16 protein-coding genes are annotated in these 17,581 nt (G+C 70.8%); 6 read left to right on the forward strand and 10 right to left on the reverse strand.

Going from position 1 to position 17,581, the window contains the following annotated elements:
- Positions 1-10: 10 nt before the first annotated feature.
- Positions 11-1,249 (forward strand): MFS transporter, encoded by a 1,239-nt coding sequence (locus tag JX005_RS04465; RefSeq protein ID WP_214466230.1) that lies wholly within the window; start codon positions 11-13, stop codon positions 1,247-1,249.
- A 21-nt stretch (positions 1,250-1,270) separates the two neighbouring features.
- Here JX005_RS04465 and JX005_RS04470 read toward each other — a convergent pair whose 3' ends face one another.
- The 3 genes from JX005_RS04470 to JX005_RS04480 form a co-directional block, all read right to left on the reverse strand.
- A complete protein-coding gene (locus JX005_RS04470; RefSeq protein WP_214466231.1) occupies positions 1,271-2,218 on the reverse strand; it encodes a phosphotransferase family protein in 948 nt (315 codons plus the stop codon).
- An 86-nt stretch (positions 2,219-2,304) separates the two neighbouring features.
- A complete protein-coding gene (locus JX005_RS04475; RefSeq protein ID WP_214466232.1) occupies positions 2,305-6,669 on the reverse strand; it encodes a family 43 glycosylhydrolase in 4,365 nt (1,454 codons plus the stop codon).
- Between the two features lie 188 nt (positions 6,670-6,857).
- Complete coding sequence (locus JX005_RS04480; protein ID WP_372447323.1) at positions 6,858-7,445, reverse strand: Dps family protein; 588 nt, start codon at positions 7,443-7,445, stop codon at positions 6,858-6,860.
- 172 nt (positions 7,446-7,617) lie between these two features.
- Here JX005_RS04480 and JX005_RS04485 point away from each other — a divergent pair, with 172 nt between their 5' ends.
- The gene (locus JX005_RS04485; protein ID WP_307858490.1) at positions 7,618-8,178 is read left to right on the forward strand and encodes an NYN domain-containing protein; all 561 of its coding nucleotides are present in this window, start codon (positions 7,618-7,620) and stop codon (positions 8,176-8,178) included.
- Between the two features lie 82 nt (positions 8,179-8,260).
- Positions 8,261-8,734, forward strand: coding sequence for a VanZ family protein (locus JX005_RS04490; protein WP_307858491.1), 474 nt, complete (start codon positions 8,261-8,263; stop codon positions 8,732-8,734).
- A gap of 8 nt (positions 8,735-8,742) precedes the next feature.
- Here JX005_RS04490 and JX005_RS04495 read toward each other — a convergent pair whose 3' ends face one another.
- Positions 8,743-9,873 (reverse strand): sensor histidine kinase, encoded by a 1,131-nt coding sequence (locus JX005_RS04495; RefSeq protein ID WP_214466234.1) that lies wholly within the window; start codon positions 9,871-9,873, stop codon positions 8,743-8,745.
- On the reverse strand, positions 9,860-10,537 hold the full coding sequence (locus JX005_RS04500) for a response regulator transcription factor (protein WP_214466235.1): 678 nt from the start codon (positions 10,535-10,537) through the stop codon (positions 9,860-9,862). Before JX005_RS04500 ends, JX005_RS04495 begins: the two co-directional genes overlap by 14 nt.
- An 87-nt stretch (positions 10,538-10,624) precedes the next feature.
- On the opposite strand from JX005_RS04500, the gene JX005_RS04505 reads away from it, so the two are divergent.
- Entirely contained in the window at positions 10,625-11,218 is a 594-nt protein-coding gene (locus tag JX005_RS04505; RefSeq protein WP_214466236.1) for a M15 family metallopeptidase, read from the forward strand.
- Between the two features lie 24 nt (positions 11,219-11,242).
- Here the strand turns inward: JX005_RS04505 and JX005_RS04510 are convergent, their stop codons facing one another.
- Positions 11,243-12,757 carry a SulP family inorganic anion transporter gene (locus tag JX005_RS04510; protein WP_214466237.1) on the reverse strand — a complete coding sequence of 505 codons (1,515 nt, stop codon included), beginning with the start codon at positions 12,755-12,757 and terminating at the stop codon, positions 11,243-11,245.
- Positions 12,758-13,042: 285 nt separating this feature from the next.
- On the opposite strand from JX005_RS04510, the gene JX005_RS04515 reads away from it, so the two are divergent.
- Together JX005_RS04515 and JX005_RS04520 are read left to right on the forward strand one after the other, a co-directional pair.
- Positions 13,043-13,789, forward strand: coding sequence for a sulfurtransferase (locus JX005_RS04515; RefSeq protein WP_214466238.1), 747 nt, complete (start codon positions 13,043-13,045; stop codon positions 13,787-13,789).
- A complete protein-coding gene (locus JX005_RS04520; protein WP_246533553.1) occupies positions 13,786-14,196 on the forward strand; it encodes a DUF3054 domain-containing protein in 411 nt (136 codons plus the stop codon). Before JX005_RS04515 ends, JX005_RS04520 begins: the two co-directional genes overlap by 4 nt.
- A gap of 63 nt (positions 14,197-14,259) precedes the next feature.
- Here the strand turns inward: JX005_RS04520 and JX005_RS04525 are convergent, their stop codons facing one another.
- The 4 genes from JX005_RS04525 to JX005_RS04540 are packed head-to-tail and all read right to left on the reverse strand — an operon-like array spanning position 14,260 to position 17,425.
- Entirely contained in the window at positions 14,260-15,174 is a 915-nt protein-coding gene (locus JX005_RS04525) for an ABC transporter substrate-binding protein (protein WP_214466239.1), read from the reverse strand.
- Positions 15,175-15,201: 27 nt separating this feature from the next.
- Positions 15,202-15,933, reverse strand: a complete 732-nt coding sequence (locus JX005_RS04530) for an ABC transporter permease (protein WP_214466240.1) — start codon at positions 15,931-15,933, stop codon at positions 15,202-15,204.
- Positions 15,930-16,604: an ABC transporter permease gene (locus tag JX005_RS04535; RefSeq protein ID WP_214466241.1), complete on the reverse strand. Its 675-nt coding sequence runs from the start codon at positions 16,602-16,604 to the stop codon at positions 15,930-15,932. Before JX005_RS04535 ends, JX005_RS04530 begins: the two co-directional genes overlap by 4 nt.
- Positions 16,601-17,425 carry an ABC transporter ATP-binding protein gene (locus tag JX005_RS04540; protein ID WP_214466242.1) on the reverse strand — a complete coding sequence of 275 codons (825 nt, stop codon included), beginning with the start codon at positions 17,423-17,425 and terminating at the stop codon, positions 16,601-16,603. Before JX005_RS04540 ends, JX005_RS04535 begins: the two co-directional genes overlap by 4 nt.
- Positions 17,426-17,581 lie beyond the last annotated feature (156 nt).

A 17,581-nucleotide genomic window follows, 5' to 3' on the forward strand; every position in this document is an offset into this window, starting at 1 on the left:
AGGGAGATCCATGGGCGAGCGTGAGGACGGGCTCTTCGCCCGCCCGGCGTTCGTGCGGTACTTCTCCGCCGTCGCGGTCGGCGCGCTCGGAACCGCCCTGACGGCTGTCGCCCTGCCCGTGCTGGTCGTCGATGTGCTCGACGCGAGCCCGTTCGAAGTGGGTCTCGTCTCTGCCGCGCAGTTCGTCCCCTACGCGCTGCTGGGGCTCTTCGCGGGGGTATATGTCGACCGCTGGAGGCGTCAGCGCGTCCTCGTGTGGGCGAGCATCGGCCGGGCGGTCTCCTTGGGCTTGATCCCGGTGCTGTGGATGGCGGGAGCGCTCGAGCTCTGGGTGCTCATCGCGCTCCTGCTGCTCTTCGGCTCGTTCGCCGTGTTCGGCTTCGCCGCGACGCAATCCCTCCTGCCGCAGATCGTCGAGCGCCGCGCGCTCCTCGCCGCCAACGCGCGGCTCGATCAGGCCGAAGCGGCGGCGCAGACCGCGGGGCCGGCACTCGGTGGGGCGCTCGTGGGGCTGCTCGGTGCTCCGCTCGCGCTGGCGGTCGACACCGTCACCTACATCGCTGACGCCGTGCTGATCGCCGGTGCGCGCATCACGGAGACGATCGACCGGACGCGGGCGAAGCGCTCGCTGCGGCGCGAGGTGGCGGAGGGCGTGCGCTGGATCTATCGGCACGCGACCCTCGCACCCCTCGCCTGGTCGACGCACGTCTGGTTCTTCGCCAACGCCGCCGCGCTCACAGTGCTCGCGGTCTTCGCACTGCGCAGCCTCGAACTCGGACCCTTCGCCTACGGTCTCCTGTTCGCGACCGGCGGCGCGGCGACCCTGCTGGGGGCGAGCCTCGCCGCGGTCGTCGGCGGGCGCATCGGCGCCGGCCCGGCGATCATCGCTGCGCGCGGGCTGTATCCGATCGCATGGCTGGCGATCGCCCTGCTGCCCTCCGGCGACGCCGACCCCGTCGCGCTCGCCCTGCTGTTCGGCGCCTTCGCCCTGCAGGGACTCGCCGCGGGCGTCGAGAACGCGAACGAGATGAGCTACTGGCAGACGGTCACGCCCGACGCCCTGCTGGGCCGTACCAACGGCACGCGTCGCTCGGCGAATCGCACGATGGCGGTCGTGGGCGCACTGGCCGGAGGTGCGGCGGCGAGCGTCTTCGAGCTCAACGCGGTACTGCTGGGCGTGGCGGCGATCTTCGCGCTCGCGTTCCTGATCGCCCTTGCTTCGCCGCTGCGCACCGCCCGCGCCGACTGATCGCGGACCGCTGCGCCGGTGTCAGGCGAGACCGGCCTCGATCCGGATGCGGAGCCAGCGGGCGGCGACCACCCCCTGCGCGCGTTGGAAGTCTCGCAGGGCAGGCAACTGCGGGATGAAGGGGAGAACGGCTGAGCACAGGAAGTAGCTCGACATCGCCGCGAGCACCGCGGTGACGTCGGCGGCAGGAGCGGACGCGGACAGAGCGGACTCCCGGAACACCGACTCGGGTGACGGGGTGTCGGGGAACAGGCAGACGCTCGGCACGGCGAGCACCCAGTCCAGCCAAGGTGCCGCGACGCAGACCTCGGTCCAGTCGACGATCACCACGTCGTCGCCCGACAGCAGCATGTTGTCGGCGCGCAGATCGCCGTGGATGAGCGAGGCGCCGGCAGAGGCATCCCGCCACCGGGCAGCCAAGGTGCGAACCAGGTCGAGATTCCCGGCGACCCAGGGATCGATCTCGACGGCCGGATCGCCTCGTTCGACGCGGTTCCACCCGTCGAGATCAGCACCGACGGCGTCGGCGAACGTCCTCGCGGCGATCGGCGAAGGAGTGAAGGATGCCGCGGCCTCCTCGAACGCCCGGATCATCCTTCTCCGCTCGTCTCTCACGGAGGGGATCGGCGCTCTCCCCGGCACGTGCTCGAACACCACGACGACCCAATCGCCGTCATCATCGGCGGCGATCATGTGCGACGTGAAAGGGCGATTGCCGAGTCGCTCCAGGTTCTCGCGCTCGCGGCGGAGCAGATCGGCGCTGCCCGGTCCGGTCGCGGTGCCGACCGCCTTCACGAAGAGGGTGCGCCCGTCCGAGAGCGTTGCACTCGATGCGAAGCCGGGGGAGAAGCCGCCGTCGGCCGTCGTCGTCGTCGTCACCGGAGCCCCGACGAGTCGCTCGATGCGCGCGCGGATGTGGACCGGCAGGTCGGCCCAGCCGAGGCGGCTCCGGCCGCCGTGCACATCCATCGCCTCAGCGTAGCGGCGGCGGGAACGAGCGACGGGCCGGGCGCCGCCTTCGCGGCGGCACCCGGCCCGTGATCATCCGTGCGAGATCAGCCGCAGGTCTGCAGCCCGTACGACGCGTCGGTCACCGAGGTCACCGGCTCGCCGTCCCGCGTGGCGTTCGCCGTCACCGACACCGTGCCGGCCTCGACATCAGCCAGGCGTGTGGTGAAGGCCTGCGACGTCGACTTGCCCGGCTGGAGCGTGATGCTCTTGCTGCCGTACGCCGTCTGGATCGCCAGGGTCGCCGCGAGGTCGTCGACGTTCTTCGCCTGCACCACGAGCGTCACCTTTCCGCCGATGCAGCGCGAGGTCGTGGTGACCTCGATCTGCGGTCCGGTCTCGGGCAGCTCGATCGTCTGCGGACCGACGCTCTCGAGCGTCGGGACCACCGGCTTGATGAGCCCGTCGGCGCCGAACTCCAGCTTGTCGATCGTCGTCTCGCGGTGGTTGCCGTGGCCGCCGGGGATCGCGAAGCGGTGGTAGGCGATGTACCAGTCGTCGGTTCCCGGCACGTTGATGATCGAGCTGTGACCGGGCCCCTTGATGCCGAGCGAGAGGTCCTTCTGCAGGATCACCCCGCGGTACGTCCACGGCCCGTTCATGCTCGTGGCCGTCGCGTAGCCGACGCGGTAGTTCTCCGAGCCGGTGTCGTCGATCGCGTACGTCAGGTGGTACAGCCCCTCGCGGTAGTTGAAGAACACGCCCTCGCGGAAATCGGTGAGGCCGTTGATGCGCTGGTACGTCCCCGCCTTCAGCGAGATCATGTCGTCGCTCAGCTCTGCGAGCACCGCCGCGTTGCCGCCGTTGCCCCACCCGAGGTACCACTTGCCCGACACCGGGTCGTGGAAGGCGGCCGGGTCGATCGCCTGGCCGGACGTGACCTCCTCGTTGTTGAGGATCATCGCGGTCGGCTGGGCGACGAAGGGGCCCACCGGGCTGTCGGCGACGGCCACGCCGATCGTCTTGCGGTTGAGCGCGGCGTTGTGTCCGCTGAAGTAGAAGTAGTACTTCCCCTCCCGCTCGATGATCGTGGGCGCCCACGCGTTGCCCGTCGCCCACGGCACGTTGCCGTTGGCGCCGTCGAGCGTGAGGAACGGCTCGTCCGAGCGCTCCCAGTCGACGAGGTTCTTCGAGCTCCACACGTAGAAGTCCTTGCCGCCCCAGCCGGCGTAGCCGTCCGACGTGGCGTAGATGTAGTACGTGTCGCCGAAGACGGCGATGTTCGGGTCGGCGTAGAGGCCCGGCAGCACCGGGCTGTTCACGACGCGCGCCTCGATGGTCCACGACGTGGTGGAGCCGTCGGGCTCGGACAGCGTGTACGCGACCGGCTCGCTCAGGTCGACCACCGTCCCCGAGGCCGGCGACACCGTGACGCCGGGAGCCGTGCTGAAGGTCGGCGCCAGCGCGGTGACGTCGGTGCCCTTGACGACCGGCACCACGACCGTGTGAGCCGTGCTGTCGACGATCGGCGCCACCTTGAGCTTCGACGGGTCGGACAGCGACACCTCGAGCAGCTGGTCGGTGACTCCCGCGTTGGCGAGCACCTCCGCTGCCGACAGCGCGCGGTTGTAGACCCGCACGTTGTCGAACCAGCCCTGGAAGTACCCGTCGGCCGCGTACAGCGACTTGCCGAGATAGCCCACCAGGTTCGATCCGAGGTCGGTGACCGTGGCCGCCAGCGCCGAGTTCTCGCCCAGCTTCACGCCGTCGGAGTACACCGTCATCTTCGCGCCGTCGAACACCACGTCGACCCGGTGCCACTGACCGCTGCTCACCGTTCCGGTGACGGCCGACTCGTTCTGCCACGAGGTCTGCGTGATGGCGCTGCGGACGTCGCCGCCGCGGACCCGCAGGAAGTAGTACTTGTCCTGGCCGGCGCCGAACGCGAAGGTGAAGAAGTTGCCGCTCGTCTTCTCGGACTTGACGTCCATTGACACCGTCATGGTGCTGCGGCCGTCGAAGAACCCGGTCGGGAACGCGGCGAAGCCGTTGGTCGTGCCGTCGAGCTTCAGCGCCTTGCCCTGCACGGCGTCGGTGGCCACGGCCGCCGTTCCGCTGGCAGTCAGGTCGGCGCTGCCGACGGAGTCGGCGAGCGTGCCGTCGTCGAACGTGTACTCGGCGATCGGCTCCTCCTGCGGCTCCTCCGGCTCTTCGGGGTCGACCGGCGCATCGCCGTACGCCTCGAGGAGGCGCTCCTCCTCGGAGGCAGAGAGCCGCAGCACCGAGCCGTGGCGGAAGCGCTGGTCGAACGAGTACTGGTCGGGGCCGCTGCCCACGGTCAGCTGCCGGAACTCCAGGCTCTCGAGCGTGTCGGCGATGTGGGCGAAGTAGCCGCTCTGGTCGCCCATCGCCGCCCAGCGCCCGTCAGGCAGCTGGTACACCGTGAGCCCCTCCATCGAGGCCCGCAGACCGTGAGCGGATGCCTCGCCCCGAGCGATCTCGCGGGTCCACGGTCCGTCCAGACTGGGGGCGGTGTCGACGACCGTGTGCCAGTCCGACGTGGAGAAGCGGTAGTAGGTGTCGCCCTCCTTCGCGATCGTCGAGTCGATGATGTTCGGCCCGGTCAGCCCGTCGCCCTTCTCGTTGAGCGACGTCCAGATCTCGGGCTCGGTGAACGTGACGAAGTCGCGCGTCTTGGTGAGGTACATCCGCAGGGCCCAGTCGTTGGTGCCGTCGTCGGTGCGGTCACGCGCGGCCCAGTACACGTAGTACTCGCCGGTCGCCTCGTTGTACGTCGCCTCCGGGGCCCACACGCAGCCTGCCTGGTCGAAGCCGGCGAACACGATGCGCTGGTCGCTCCAGTTGACCAGGTCGGTCGACTCCCACACGACCAGGTTCTGGCTCGCGTTCAACTGGTCCCAGCCGGAGCCGCCTGCCCCGCCGCCCTCGGCGTGGAGGTCGGTGCCGATGATCCAGTACTTGTCGCCGTCGGGGGAGCGGACGAGGTGCGGGTCGCGCACGCCGAGGTCGCCGCCGAGGTTGGCGAGGATGGGCTTGTTGTCGTTGAGCTTCGACCAGTGCAGGCCGTCCTCGCTGTAGCCGTAGAAGATCTTCTCGTACCCGCCCTCGGCGGCGAAGTGGGTCCACAGGTAGCCGGCCGTGTAGTCGGTGTCGAGGCCCGCGGGAGCGGCGGTCACGGTGACCGGGATGCTGCGGGTGGCCGTGGTTCCCGGCACGGTCGCGGTGAGCGTGACCGCGGTGTCGACGGAGCCGCGCGTCACGACCCCTGCCGGCTTGCCGCCCTGCGGGCTGGTCGTGATGACGCCCGTCGGCGCAGCGGCCCAGGTGATGTCGCTTCCGTTGACCGAGCCCGCTGCGGGCAGCGTGATGTTGCCCCGCACGTCCTGTGCGCTGGGGATCGCGATCGCGTCGAGGTCGGCCTGAGCGAGCGCGTCGCCGCCGGGGAGGGGCAGCACCGTGGCGGTGAAGGCGCGGGTCGCGGATGCGGAGCCGCGCGCGAGCGTGGCGGTCAGCGTGACCTCGGCCGGCGTCTGACCGGCAGCCGGTCGGGTGACGGCGCCGGTGGCGGAGATGACCGCCGGGTCGCTGGAGCCCCACGTGATCGCGGCCCCGTTGGCGCCCTTCGCGGGGAGGCTGAGGTTGGCGGTGAGACCGCTGAGGTCGCCGAGGGAGAGGGCCGCGGCATCCCGCTGCAGTCGTGTCTCGTCGGTGGGTACCAACGCCGAGACCTCGGTGGCGCTGAGCGCGGCGTCGTAGATCCGCACGTCGCGCAGGCTGCCGGCGAGTCGCTTGTCGGCGTCGTAGACCGATCGACCCAGGTGGTTCGCCGTGGTCACGCCGCCACCGATCGACCCGGGCGTGATGGTGACAGCGGTGTTCTGCGCGACCTGCACGCCGTCGAGGTAGACGCGGGCGGTGTCGGTCGCGTCGTCGAGCGTGTACGTGATCGTCTTCCAGACGTCCCGCTCGAGGTTCGCGCTGCTGTTCGCGGTCTGCTCGGTCGACCAGTTGCCCGAGGCGATCGAGGTCTTGTACGCGTTTCCGGTGGAGTAGAGGTAGCCGTTGCCCACGCCGGCGGCGTCGGTGTTGCCGAAGCCGTAGATGAAGTACGGCGTGCCCTGGGCGGCACGCACCAGCACCTCGGCGCTGATGGTGATCGACGTCAGGCCGGCGAGCAGATTGTCGGGCAGCTTCACGTGATCGTCGGAGCCGTCGAGTCGCACTCCCTCACCGCCGGTCAGCGCGGGCGCGCCGACATACGTGCCGTCGCGGCCCGACCCGCTCGCATCGACCGCAACCGTGCCGCTGGTCTCGGTGAGGGGGAAGTGGGCCACGAGCGTCGCGGCGGCCTCGGCGGCCGCCGCCGGAGCGCTTGCGGCGATCGCACCGGTCAGGCCGAGGGCGATCGCAGTGAGGCTCGCCAGCGTGCGTCGGACAAGGGGCTGCTTCATCGCACATCCTTCGTTCGCCGCATCGGCACGGCGGTGGTGAGGGGTTCGTCTGCGATGTTAGCGCTCACGCAACGGGCGTAGCAAGGTCGGCGTTACCGCTCACACGCTGCGAGCGAGGACCGCGCCTCAACGTAGCGCTGCCCACCGTCCCGGAGGAGAGGTGGGCAGCGTCGAGCGCCTGTTGAGGGTCACCGCTTCGGCGTGCGGTTCTCCGCGCTCACCATCCACGAAAGCTGCTCCACGCGTTCAAGGATCGCGTGGAGAATGTCGGCGCTCGTGGGGTCTTCTTCGTCGACGTCGTCGTGGACGTCGCGGCAAGTCGTGGCGACGGCATCCAGTCGCTCCGTCATCAGGTCGACCACCTCGGTGGTCGCGATCTCACCCTGGGGGAACTCGGGCAGCGTGGTCGTCTGGGCGACCAGGTCGCTGCGGCCGTCGGGGAGAGCGTGCAGCGACCGCATGCGCTCGGCGACGGTGTCGGCGAACTCGCGGGCCGACTCGATGATCTCGTCGAGCTGCAGGTGGGTGTCGCGGAAATTGCGGCCGACGACGTTCCAGTGAGCCTGCTTGCCCTGGAGAGACAGCTCGATGAGGTCGACCAGAACCTTCTGCAGGTTCTCGCTCAGGGACTCGGATGCCGTGAACCCCTGCTCGGCGTTCTGCTCGTTGGTCAGCTCCGCGCCGGCTCCGCCACGTGCGGCGCGCCGCTTGCTTCCCGACGCCGTCGCGCCGGTCTTCGTCGAGGCGGGCTTCTTCGCGGTGGTCGTGGCCACGATGTCTCTCCTGTCGTCGGAACACTTCGAAACTAACCACAGCCCCCGTTCCACGCTCGGGGATTGCACAGCCCGCGACGAAGTGCTACCCCGCCCGTCGGCATGCGGCGTTCCGGTCGCGCACGTAGGATCGTGCTCGGGTGACCGACCTCTCGGGCCCGGTGAGGGGGCGTCGGTGGGCGACGACGGACGGACGACGTGGATCCTGGTCGACGGCGAGAACATCGACGCGACACTCGGCGGATCGATCCTCGGCCGCCGGCCTCAGCCCGACGAGCGCCCACGGTGGGATCGGCTGATCTCGTTCGCGTCCCGCACGTGGCGTCAGCCCGCGCAGGGACTGTTCTTTCTCAATGCGACGACCGGCATCCCGATGGCGTTCGTGCAGGCGCTCAAGGCGATGGACTACCGCGTCGTCCCGCTCTCGGGCGCGCCCGACGAGAAGGTCGTCGACATCGCCGTGCAGCGCACGCTGCAGGCTCTCGCCGGACGCGCCGACGACGTCATGCTGGTGAGCCACGACGGCGACTTCCTCGACGATGTGTCCGCCCTGATCGACGGCGAGCGACGCGTCGGCGTGCTCGCGTTCACCGAGTTCCGCAACGCCGGCTTCGCAGCGCTGCCCGGCATCGAGAAGTTCGATCTCGAGTACGACGCCCAGGTGTTCGACGCCCCGCTTCCGCGCGTCCGCGTCATCCCGATCGACGAGTTCGATCCCGCGATGTTCCTGCGCTGACGCGCACCGCGCATACGCTCCCGCAACATCGGTCCCGCTGGACTGGACCCGCCGGTCCGACAGCCGGCGGGAAGCAGGAACCGTGACGCACAGCGTCCCGACCGCGCGCAGCCGCGCCGCCAGAACGGTCGCGGCGGTGCTCGCCGTGGCCGCCGTCGCCGCTCTGACCCTGGGTCCTCGCGCGCTCGTCGCGCCGGCCCGCGGCGAGTTCATGCGGGTGATGGATGCCGCGGCCGCACCTCTCCTCGCCGCGATCCCGTACGGCGATCCCGAGCGCACGCTCAACGTGGTGATGTTCGTCCCGCTCGGCGCGACGATCGCGCTGCTCCTCCGGCGGCGGTCCTGGCCGGTCGCGATCCTCGCGGGCTTCGCGCTGTCCGCGTGCGTCGAGTACGCCCAGGGGTCGATCCCCGGTCGCGTGCCCGATCCAGCCGACATCCTCTGGAACACGGTGGGCGGCGCGATCGGGGTGGTCGTCGTCACGGTCGTGCGGCTGGTCGGCGCTGCGGTGCGCGGCCGCACGAAGGCGGGTCGGATGCCGCGACCCGCGCCGTGATCGCCCGCTCAGTCCTCGCGGGCCACGCTTCGCGGAAGCTCGACGCGCACGAGCAGCCCGCCGCCCGGTCGCGCCGAGATGTCGAGCGTGCCCGCGTGGGCGCGCACGATGGCCGCCACGATCGCGAGGCCGAGCCCCGAGCCGCCCGCCGATTCGGCGCCGCGCGCGCGTCCGCCGCCGCGGACGAACGGCTCGACGAGCGTGCCGGCGCGGGCCGGGTCGACGGCGGGTCCGGTGTTCGCGACGACGAGTTCGGCCGCGTGCGCGGTGCCGCCCGTCGTCACCGAGACCCAGCCGCCGGGTTCGTTGTGGACGACGGCGTTGTGCACGAGGTTCGCCGCCAGCCGGCCGAGCAGTGTGCGATCGCCTCGTGCGGGCGCCGCGGTGAGCGAGGTGTCGATCCGGATGCCGGCGGCCGCGGCATCCGCTCGCTCCTCGTCCACCGCCTCGGCGACGACCGCCGCGAGATCCAGCGGCTCGAGCGTCCACGTGCCGCCCCGGCCCGCGCGGGCCAGGGCGAGCAGAGCTTCGGTGATCGCGATGGCGCGGTCGTTCGTGCCGGCGATGCGCCGCAGCACCTCGTCGACGTCGCGGCCGTCGGGGTCGGCGCGAGCGACCTCGACGATCGTGCGGATGATCGCGTGCGGCGTGCGCAGCTCGTGCGAGGCGTTGGCGGCGAAGCGGCGCTCCTCGTCGAGCGTCTGCTGCACCCGGCCGAGCATCGCGTCGAACGCATCGGCCAGCTCGGTGAGCTCGTCGCGGGCACCGGGAAGCGCGATGCGGTGGTCGAGAGAGCCGTCGCGCGCGCGGCGTGCGGCGTCGGTGATGCGGTCGAGCGGCTGCAGCATCCGCCCGGCCAGCAGCCAGCCGCCCACGAGGCCGAACACGAGCAGCCCGGCGAGAGCCCACCAGGAGTACCGCACGAACACCTCGATGAGGTTCGTCCGATTCGGCGCCCAGCCGCCGCCGACGACGTACACGTTCCCCTCCGGCACGAACCTCAGCAGCAGGAAGCCGACCGCGAAGAGCGCCGCCCCTGCGACGAGGAGGAAGCCGGCGTAGCTCAGCGTGAGCTTCACCCGCACCGACAGGCCGTGCGGGCGCGCCGATGGGGGAGCGGATGCCTCAGCCCGCGGCATCCGTCACCTCGCTCACGCGATAGCCGACGCCCGCGACAGTCTCGATCGCCCACGGCTCGCCGAGGCGCTTGCGCAGCGTCGAGATCGTGATGCGCACGGCGTTGGTGAACGGGTCGGCGTTCTCGTCCCACGCACGCTCGAGAAGGTCTTCGGCGCTCACGACCCCGCCCTGCGCGGCCAGCAGCACCTCGAGCACGGCGAACTGCTTGCGGGTGAGCGCGACGTAGCGCCCGTCGCGGTACACTTCGCGGCGGAACGGGTCGAGGCGGAGCGGTCCGAACTCGAGCACCGGCGGAGCCCCGGCGGCCGGCCGGCGGCCGAGGGCCCGCAGGCGGAGCACGAGCTCGCGCAGGGCGAACGGCTTCGTGAGGTAGTCGTCGGCGCCGCTCTCGAACCCCGTCGCCTTGTCGTCGAGGCGGTCGGCCGCGGTCAGCATGAGGACGCGCGGCCCGGTCGGCTGCGTCGCGAGGCGGCGGGCGATCTCGTCGCCGTTCGGACCGGGGATGTCGCGGTCGAGCACGACCACGTCGTACTGGTTCACCGCGAGCTGCTCGAGGGCGGTGTCGCCGTCGCCCGCGAGGTCGGCGGCGATCGCCTCCAGCCGGAGTCCGTCGCGGATGGCCTCGGCGAGGTAGAGCTCGTCCTCGACGATCAGCACCCGCATGCCGAACAGCCTAGGTCGCGGCATGTATCGCCGGTGTATGCGAACGCGTGTACGCCGTCGCAACAGGCGCCCGCGTGGGATGGTCGCATGTCACTCCTCACCGCAGCCCCGGTCGGGCCGTCCCCGCGACGACGACGCGTGTCCTTCGTCGCGATCGGCGTGCTCGCCGCCGCCCTCCTCGCCGCCGGCGCCGCGACGGCGGCGTTCCTCTGGAGCCCCGCGTTCGCGCTGTCCGCGCCCTTCGTGCCCAGCGCGGCCGCCGGTGACCTCGCCGAGGCGGCCTCGATCGACGACGACTCCCTCCCCGCCATCGCGAACCTCGATCCGGCGCTGCGCGAGGCCGTGCGGGACGCCGCCGCAGCGGCCGCAGCCGACGGTGTGGTCTTCGAGATCACCGGCGGCTGGCGCAGTCGCGACTTCCAGCAGTGGCTGCTCGACGACGCGATCACGACCTACGGCAGCGAGAAGATCGCCCGCCAGTTCGTGGCGGCGCCCGACCGGTCCCATCACGTGACCGGCGACGCCGTCGACGTCGGCCCGATCGATGCGCAGTTCTGGCTCATCGAGCACGGTGCCCAGTGGGGACTGTGCCAGATCTACGCGAACGAGCGCTGGCACTTCGAGGTCGCGACAGCGCCCGGCGGGACGTGCCCCGCGCTGCTGTCCGACGCCGAGGGCTGAGTACGCGCCCGGCGGCGGGTCCGCTCAGGCGCCGGGGAGGCCGCCGCTCAGCCGTCGGTGGAAGGCGGTCGTCGCGGCGTTCATGCCCACGAGCTCGACGGCGGTGCCGCGCTGCTCGTACTTGGTGACGATCGCGTCGAGAGCGGCGACGGTCGAGGCATCCCACACATGCGAACGGGTCATGTCGATCACCACGTGAGCCGGATCGGACGCGTACTCGAACTGCGTCGTGAGGTCGTTGCTCGACGCGAAGAAGAGCTCGCCGTCGACGCGGTAGCGCGCCGTGTCATCGTCGACGGTGCGGGTGACCGTCGTGAAGTGCGCCACGCGACGCGCGAAGAGCACCATCGCGGTGAGCACGCCGGCGATGACGCCGATGGCGAGGTTGTGCGTCCAGACCGTGAGCCCAACGGTCACCAGCATCACGGCCGTCTCGCTGAGCGGCATCCGCTTGAGAGTCGAAGGCCGGATGCTGTGCCAGTCGAACGTCGCGACCGAGACGGCGATCATCACCGCGACGAGAGCCGCCATCGGGATGATCGCGACCACGTCGCCGAGCGCGACCACCAGCACGAGCACGAACACGCCCGCCATGAAGGTCGAGATGCGCGTGCGCGCGCCGGACGCCTTCACGCCGATCATCGTCTGGCCGATCATCGCGCAGCCGCCGGTTCCGCCGAAGAACGCCGACGCCAGGTTGGCCACGCCGAGGCCCCACGCCTCCCGCGTCTTGCGCGAGTGCGTGTCGGTGATCTCGTCGACGAGCTTCGCCGTCATCAGCGACTCCAGCAGGCCGACCAGCGCGACGGCGAACGCGTATGGGGCGATGATCTGCAGCGTCTCCCACGTGAGCGGGACGTTCGGGACCAGCAGCTCCGGCAGGCTGCGGGGCAGCTCGCCCTGATCTCCGACATTCGGCACCGAGATGCTGAAGACGACGACGACCGCCGTCAGCAGCACGACCGTCACGAGCGGTGCCGGCACCGCTCGAGTGATCCTCGGCCAGAGGACGAGGATGCCCAGCCCGACCGCGACGAGCACGTAGACCGCCCACGGCACGTCGATCAGCTGCGGGAGCTGCGACACGAAGATGAGGATCGCGAGCGCATTGACGAACCCGACCATCACGCTGCGGGGGATGAAGCGCATGAGCTTCGCGACGCCCAGGACGGCGAGGAGGATCTGCAGGACGCCGGCGAGCACCACGGTCGCGATGAAGTAGTCCATCCCGTACTCGCGCGCGACGGGGGCGATCACCAGGGCCACGGCGCCGGCGGCGGCGGTGATCATCGCAGGCCGGCCGCCCGTGAACGCGATGACGACGGCGAGCACGAAGGACGAGAACAGCCCGACCCGCGGATCGACGCCCGCGACGACCGAGAAGGCGATCGCCTCGGGGATGAGCGCGATCGCGACGACGAGGCCGGCGAGCACCTCGCGGGTGAGCAGGCGCGGACTGCGCAGCGCCTGGAGGACCGTCGGCTCGATGCGATAACGCGACGGACTGTCGGGAGTGGTGACGGGTGCGGCGGACGACATGGCTGTGCTCCGGGAGTCGGGGTGCGGGCGCTCACCGTTGCGCGCGTGAGCCGGGCGGATCCGGCGCGAGGGCCGCGAGCGCGGCGGGCCGAGTCTACCGGCCGCTCCTGGCCGCCCCCCTTTCGCCGTTCCTCGGCCGCGCCCTTCGTTGAGTGTCCAGGACGCGCCGTCGGGCAGGCGTGGGTCGCGGCGCGTCCTGGACACTCAACGGAGGGGGGTGGGGCGCGGGAGGGAGGGGGTGGCGCGCGGGAGGGAGGGGGTGGGGCGGAACGTAGGCTTGTGGCCGTGGCATCCGTCCTGAACATCTCGGCGTATCTGTTCACGCGGATCGATGACCGCGAGGAACTGCGGCCCGTGCTGCGCGCACGCGCCGAGTCGGCCGGGATCAAGGGCACGATCCTGCTCGCCGAGGAGGGCATCAACCTCTTCCTCGCGGGCGATCCGGCCGCCGTCCACGGCTTCGTGGACGATCTGCGCGGCGAGCCGCGCTTCGCCGCCCTCACCACCCGGGAGACCTGGTCGGACGCGCAGCCGTTCGGTCGCATGCTCGTCAGGCTCAAGCGCGAGATCATCCGCATGGATCACCCGGCCATCCGTCCGGAGGCGGGCCGTGCTCCGGCCGTCGCGCCGCGCACACTGCGCCGCTGGCTCGACCAGGGTCACGACGACGCCGGTCGCGAGGTCGTGCTCCTCGACACGCGCAATGCCTTCGAGGTCGACTACGGCACGTTCGCGGGTGCGATCGACTGGCGCATCGAGCGCTTCACGCAGTTCCCGGGCGCCGTGGCATCCCACCGCGACGACCTCGCCGGCAAGACCGTCGTGAGCTTCTGCACCGGAGGCATCCGGTGCGAGAAGGCGGCGATCCACCTGCGCGAGGAGGGCGTCGACGCCGTGCAGCTCGAGGGCGGCATCCTGGGCTACTTCGAAGAGGTGGGCGGCGCGCACTGGAACGGGGAGTGCTTCGTTTTCGATGAGCGGGAGGCGCTCACCCCAGACCTCCAGCCGCGAACCGAAGGCGTCGCATCATGACGACGGACGAGCGGATGCCGCGACCGGCGCGGCGGCTCGTCGCCGGGTCGTTCGTGCTGGACGTGGTGCTCGTCGTCGCGTTCGCCGCCGTCGGCCGCGCGAGCCACAGCGAGGCGGTGCTCGTCGGCCTGTGGATCACGGCGTGGCCGTTCCTCGCGGGACTGGTGGCGGGCTGGCTCGCGACCCGGGCGTGGCGGGCGCCGGCGGCTCCGGTCCGCACAGGTCTCGGCGTGTGGGCGGCGACGGTCGTGGGCGGGATGCTGCTGCGCGCGGCATCCGGTCAGGGAACCGCCCTCCCGTTCATCGTCGTGGCAACGGTGACGCTGTGCCTGTTCCTCGTCGGCTGGCGAGCCATCGCGTACCTGGTGTCGCGCGCGCGAGCACGTCGGCAGTCGATTCCGCGCTGAGGTCGGCCTGCGAGACGCGAAAGGACCGGGCGGAAGACCGCCCGGCCCTTTCGCGCGGTCAGATCAGTCGAGACCGTTCTCGGCGAGCCACGCCGCCGCGATGTCGTCGGACGACATCTGGTCGACCGTCGACTGCACGTTGAGCGCGACTAGGCCCTCGGGGGTCAGCGCGGCGCTCACCGCGTTGATGACGTCGGCGATCTCGTCGGCGACGTCGGCGCCCACGACCGGCACGACGTTCGACGCGAGGAAGAGGCCCTCGGGGTCTTCGAGCGTCACGAGGTCCTGCGTCTCGATGAGCGGATCGGCGCTGTACACGTTCGCGACCTGGATGTTGCCGGCGACGAGCTCGTCGACGGTGGTGTCGCCGGTGGCCTGGAAGGCGACGGTCACGCCGTAGACCTCCTCGAGTCCGGAGGGGCCGTACGGGCGCTGCTCGAGCTCGGGCGCACCGCCGAGCACCAGACCTTCGATCCCGGCCAGGTCGCCGATGGACACGAGGTCGTTCTCCTCGGCGAAGTCCGCGGTCACGTTGTACGAGTCCTGGTCGGTCGCGGAGGACTGGTCGAGCACGGTGATGCCCTCGGGGAGGGCCTCCTGGAGCGCGGCGTAGACGTCGTCGGACGTCGTCGCCGTCGTGTCGGGCTCGAAGAACTGCAGCAGGTTGCCGGTGTACTCGGGGAAGAGGTCGATCGACCCGTCCTCGATCGACGGCATGTAGGCGTCGCGCTGGCCGATGTTGAAGTTGCGCTCGACCTCGAATCCGGCGCCCTCGAGCGCCTGGGCGTAGATCTCGGCGATGATCTCGTTCGAGTAGTACGCCTGTGAGCCGATGGCGATCGGCGACGTGCCGCCGGGCTCTTCGGTGTCGCCGCCGTCACCCGTGAGGGGATCGCTCGAGGCGCAGCCGGCCAGCGCGAGGGCGGCGATCGCCGTCGCGCTGAGGGCCAGCGCGAGGCGCGTGCGTGCTGTGGACATGTGGGGAACCTCCGGTTGTGGTGAGGGTCAGGCGGGTGTGCTCGCGACGGCGCGCGTGCGCACCCCGGGGGAACGTTGAGGGGTCTGGAATCTCGCCGCGACACCGCGCGGGACGACGACGCGCTGCAGCAGCGCGAAGACGCCGTCGAGCACGAGCGCGAGGGCGATGACGACGATGGAAGCGCCGAGGATCTGCGGGAAATCGCGCAGGGGGATGCCCTGGAGGATGTAGTAGCCAAGGCCGCCCAAGCCCACGTAGGCGGCGATCGTCACCGTCGCGACGACCTGGAGCGTGGCCGTCCGCAGGCCTCCGATGAGCAGCGGCAGGCCGAGCGGCACCTCGACCTTCCACAGAATCTGCCATGGCGTCATGCCCATCGCACGGCCGGCGTCGATCACCGTGCGGTCGATCGCCTCGAACCCCGCGTACGCGCCGGCCAGCAGCGAGGGGATCGCCAGGAGCACGAACGCCGTGACCGCGGCCTCGGTCTTGAGGGAGACCCCGAACACGAGGTAGAGCAGCACGATCAGACCGAGCGAGGGCAGCGCGCGCGCGGCGCCCGACAGGAAGACCGCGAACTCCCGGCCGCGGCCGGTATGGCCGATCGCCCAGCCGGCGGGGATCGCGATGACGGACGCGATCAGCACCGAGCCGAATGTGAAGGCGAGATGCTGGACGATCGCGGTCGGAAGGGGCAGCGAGCCGCTCAGCCGCTCGGGTGAGAAGATCCAGGCGAAGGCCTCGATGAAGAAGTTCATGCCGTCACCGCCCGCAGGGCGCGCTCGGCGCGCGTCGGCCGTCGCCGGTTCCAGGGCATGAGGAGCCGGCCCGCGACGACGAGGAGCAGATCGATCACGATCGCGATCACCACGACGGCCACGACGCCGGCGAGCACCTCCGGGATGATTCGGCGCTGCGAGCCGTTCGTGAACAGGTAGCCGAGGTTCTGCACGCCGATGAGGATGCCGACGGTGGCGAGGGAGATCGTGGACGACGCGGTCACCCTCAGGCCGGCCAGCAGGACCGGGCCGGACAGCGGGAAATCGACCGTCCAGAAGCGGCGCCACGGACCGAACCCCACGGCCACCGCGGCTTCGCGCGTCACAGGGTCGACCGACGCCAGCCCGTCGGTCACCGAGCGGGTCATGATGGCGACCGCGTAGATCGTGAGCGCGACGATCAGGTTCGTCTCGGACAGCAGGGGGATGCCGAACGCGGCCGCGAGCACCGCGAAGAGTCCGAGCGACGGGATCGTGTAGAGCAGGCCGACCGTGGCCAGCGTGGGCCCGCGCACCGCGCTGTAGCGGAACGCCGCCCAGCCGATCGGCACGGCGATGGCGAAGCCGAGGACGATCGCGATGAGGCTCTGCCGGAGGTGGTCGAGCGACAGGCTCCAGATCAGGTCGATGTTGTCGAGCACCCAGCTCACGAGCCGTCCTCCACGAGCACCCCCTGCGTGCGCCCGGACTCGTCGACCACGACCGCGCCGCGCGGGGTCTCCTTGCGGCGGAGGGCCCGGGTTCCCTTCTCGGCCCCGATGAAGCTGGCCACGAAGTCGCTGGCGGGGTTCTCGATGATCTCGTCGGGAGTGCCGACCTGGGCGATCTTCGCGCCCTTCTCGAGGATGACGACCTGGTCGCCCAGCAGGAAGGCCTCATCGACGTCGTGCGTGACGAACACGATGGTCTTGTCGAGCTCGCTCTGCAGCCGCAGCGTCTCGGTCTGCAGCTCTTTGCGCACGATGGGGTCGACGGCGCCGAACGGCTCGTCCATGAGCAGGATGTTCGGGTCGACCGCGAGCCCGCGGGCGACGCCGACGCGCTGCTGCTGACCGCCCGACAGCTGGCTCGGATACCGGTCGGCCAGTGAGCGGTCGAGGCCGACGACATCCATCAGCTCGAGTGCCCGCCGGCGCGCGGCGCTGCGCGCGACACCCGAGAGCACCGGCACCGTCGCGATGTTGTCGACGACCGTGAAGTGGGGGAGCAGGCCCGCGTTCTGCAGCACGTACCCGATGCCTCGCCGCAGCTTCACGGGGTCGCGGCCCGAGATCGGCTCGTCGTCGATGGCGATCACGCCGCTCGTGGGCTCGACGAGGCGGTTGATCATGCGCAGCAGCGTCGTCTTGCCGCACCCCGAGGAGCCGACCAGGACGGTCGTCTTGTGAGCGGGCATGACGAGGCTGAAGTCGTCGACCGCGAGGGTGCCGTCGGCGAACCGCTTGGAGACGGATCGGAACTCGATCGCCATGCTGTCCTTTCGGCGGGTTTCCCAGCCAACCACAGGTCTGCGACATCGGGGCGGAACGGGCGGAACCTCGTTCCTTGCAGTACTCTCCAGTGTTCGGCGCCGCCGGGGAAGCGGATGGGTCCCGCACGAGATGCGACCGCTCTCGCCCACCGTCCC

Origin of the sequence: Microbacterium flavescens (assembly GCF_018588945.1) — a bacterium.
In the GTDB taxonomy this organism is placed as follows: domain Bacteria; phylum Actinomycetota; class Actinomycetes; order Actinomycetales; family Microbacteriaceae; genus Microbacterium; species Microbacterium flavescens.

Excerpts from the sequence above, each read along its gene's own strand:
- JX005_RS04475 (WP_214466232.1), bottom strand. The coding sequence starts at position 6,669 with ATGAAGCAGCCCCTTGTCCGACGCACGCTGGCGAGCCTCACTGCGATC.
- JX005_RS04510 (WP_214466237.1), bottom strand. The coding sequence starts at position 12,757 with ATGTCGTCCGCCGCACCCGTCACCACTCCCGACAGTCCGTCGCGTTAT.
- JX005_RS04470 (WP_214466231.1), bottom strand. The coding sequence starts at position 2,218 with ATGGATGTGCACGGCGGCCGGAGCCGCCTCGGCTGGGCCGACCTGCCG.
- JX005_RS04500 (WP_214466235.1), bottom strand. The coding sequence starts at position 10,537 with ATGCGGGTGCTGATCGTCGAGGACGAGCTCTACCTCGCCGAGGCCATC.
- JX005_RS04465 (WP_214466230.1), top strand. The coding sequence starts at position 11 with ATGGGCGAGCGTGAGGACGGGCTCTTCGCCCGCCCGGCGTTCGTGCGG.
- JX005_RS04525 (WP_214466239.1), bottom strand. The coding sequence starts at position 15,174 with ATGTCCACAGCACGCACGCGCCTCGCGCTGGCCCTCAGCGCGACGGCG.
- JX005_RS04495 (WP_214466234.1), bottom strand. The coding sequence starts at position 9,873 with ATGCCGCGGGCTGAGGCATCCGCTCCCCCATCGGCGCGCCCGCACGGC.
- JX005_RS04530 (WP_214466240.1), bottom strand. The coding sequence starts at position 15,933 with ATGAACTTCTTCATCGAGGCCTTCGCCTGGATCTTCTCACCCGAGCGG.
- JX005_RS04505 (WP_214466236.1), top strand. The coding sequence starts at position 10,625 with ATGTCACTCCTCACCGCAGCCCCGGTCGGGCCGTCCCCGCGACGACGA.
- JX005_RS04540 (WP_214466242.1), bottom strand. The coding sequence starts at position 17,425 with ATGGCGATCGAGTTCCGATCCGTCTCCAAGCGGTTCGCCGACGGCACC.
- JX005_RS04520 (WP_246533553.1), top strand. The coding sequence starts at position 13,786 with ATGACGACGGACGAGCGGATGCCGCGACCGGCGCGGCGGCTCGTCGCC.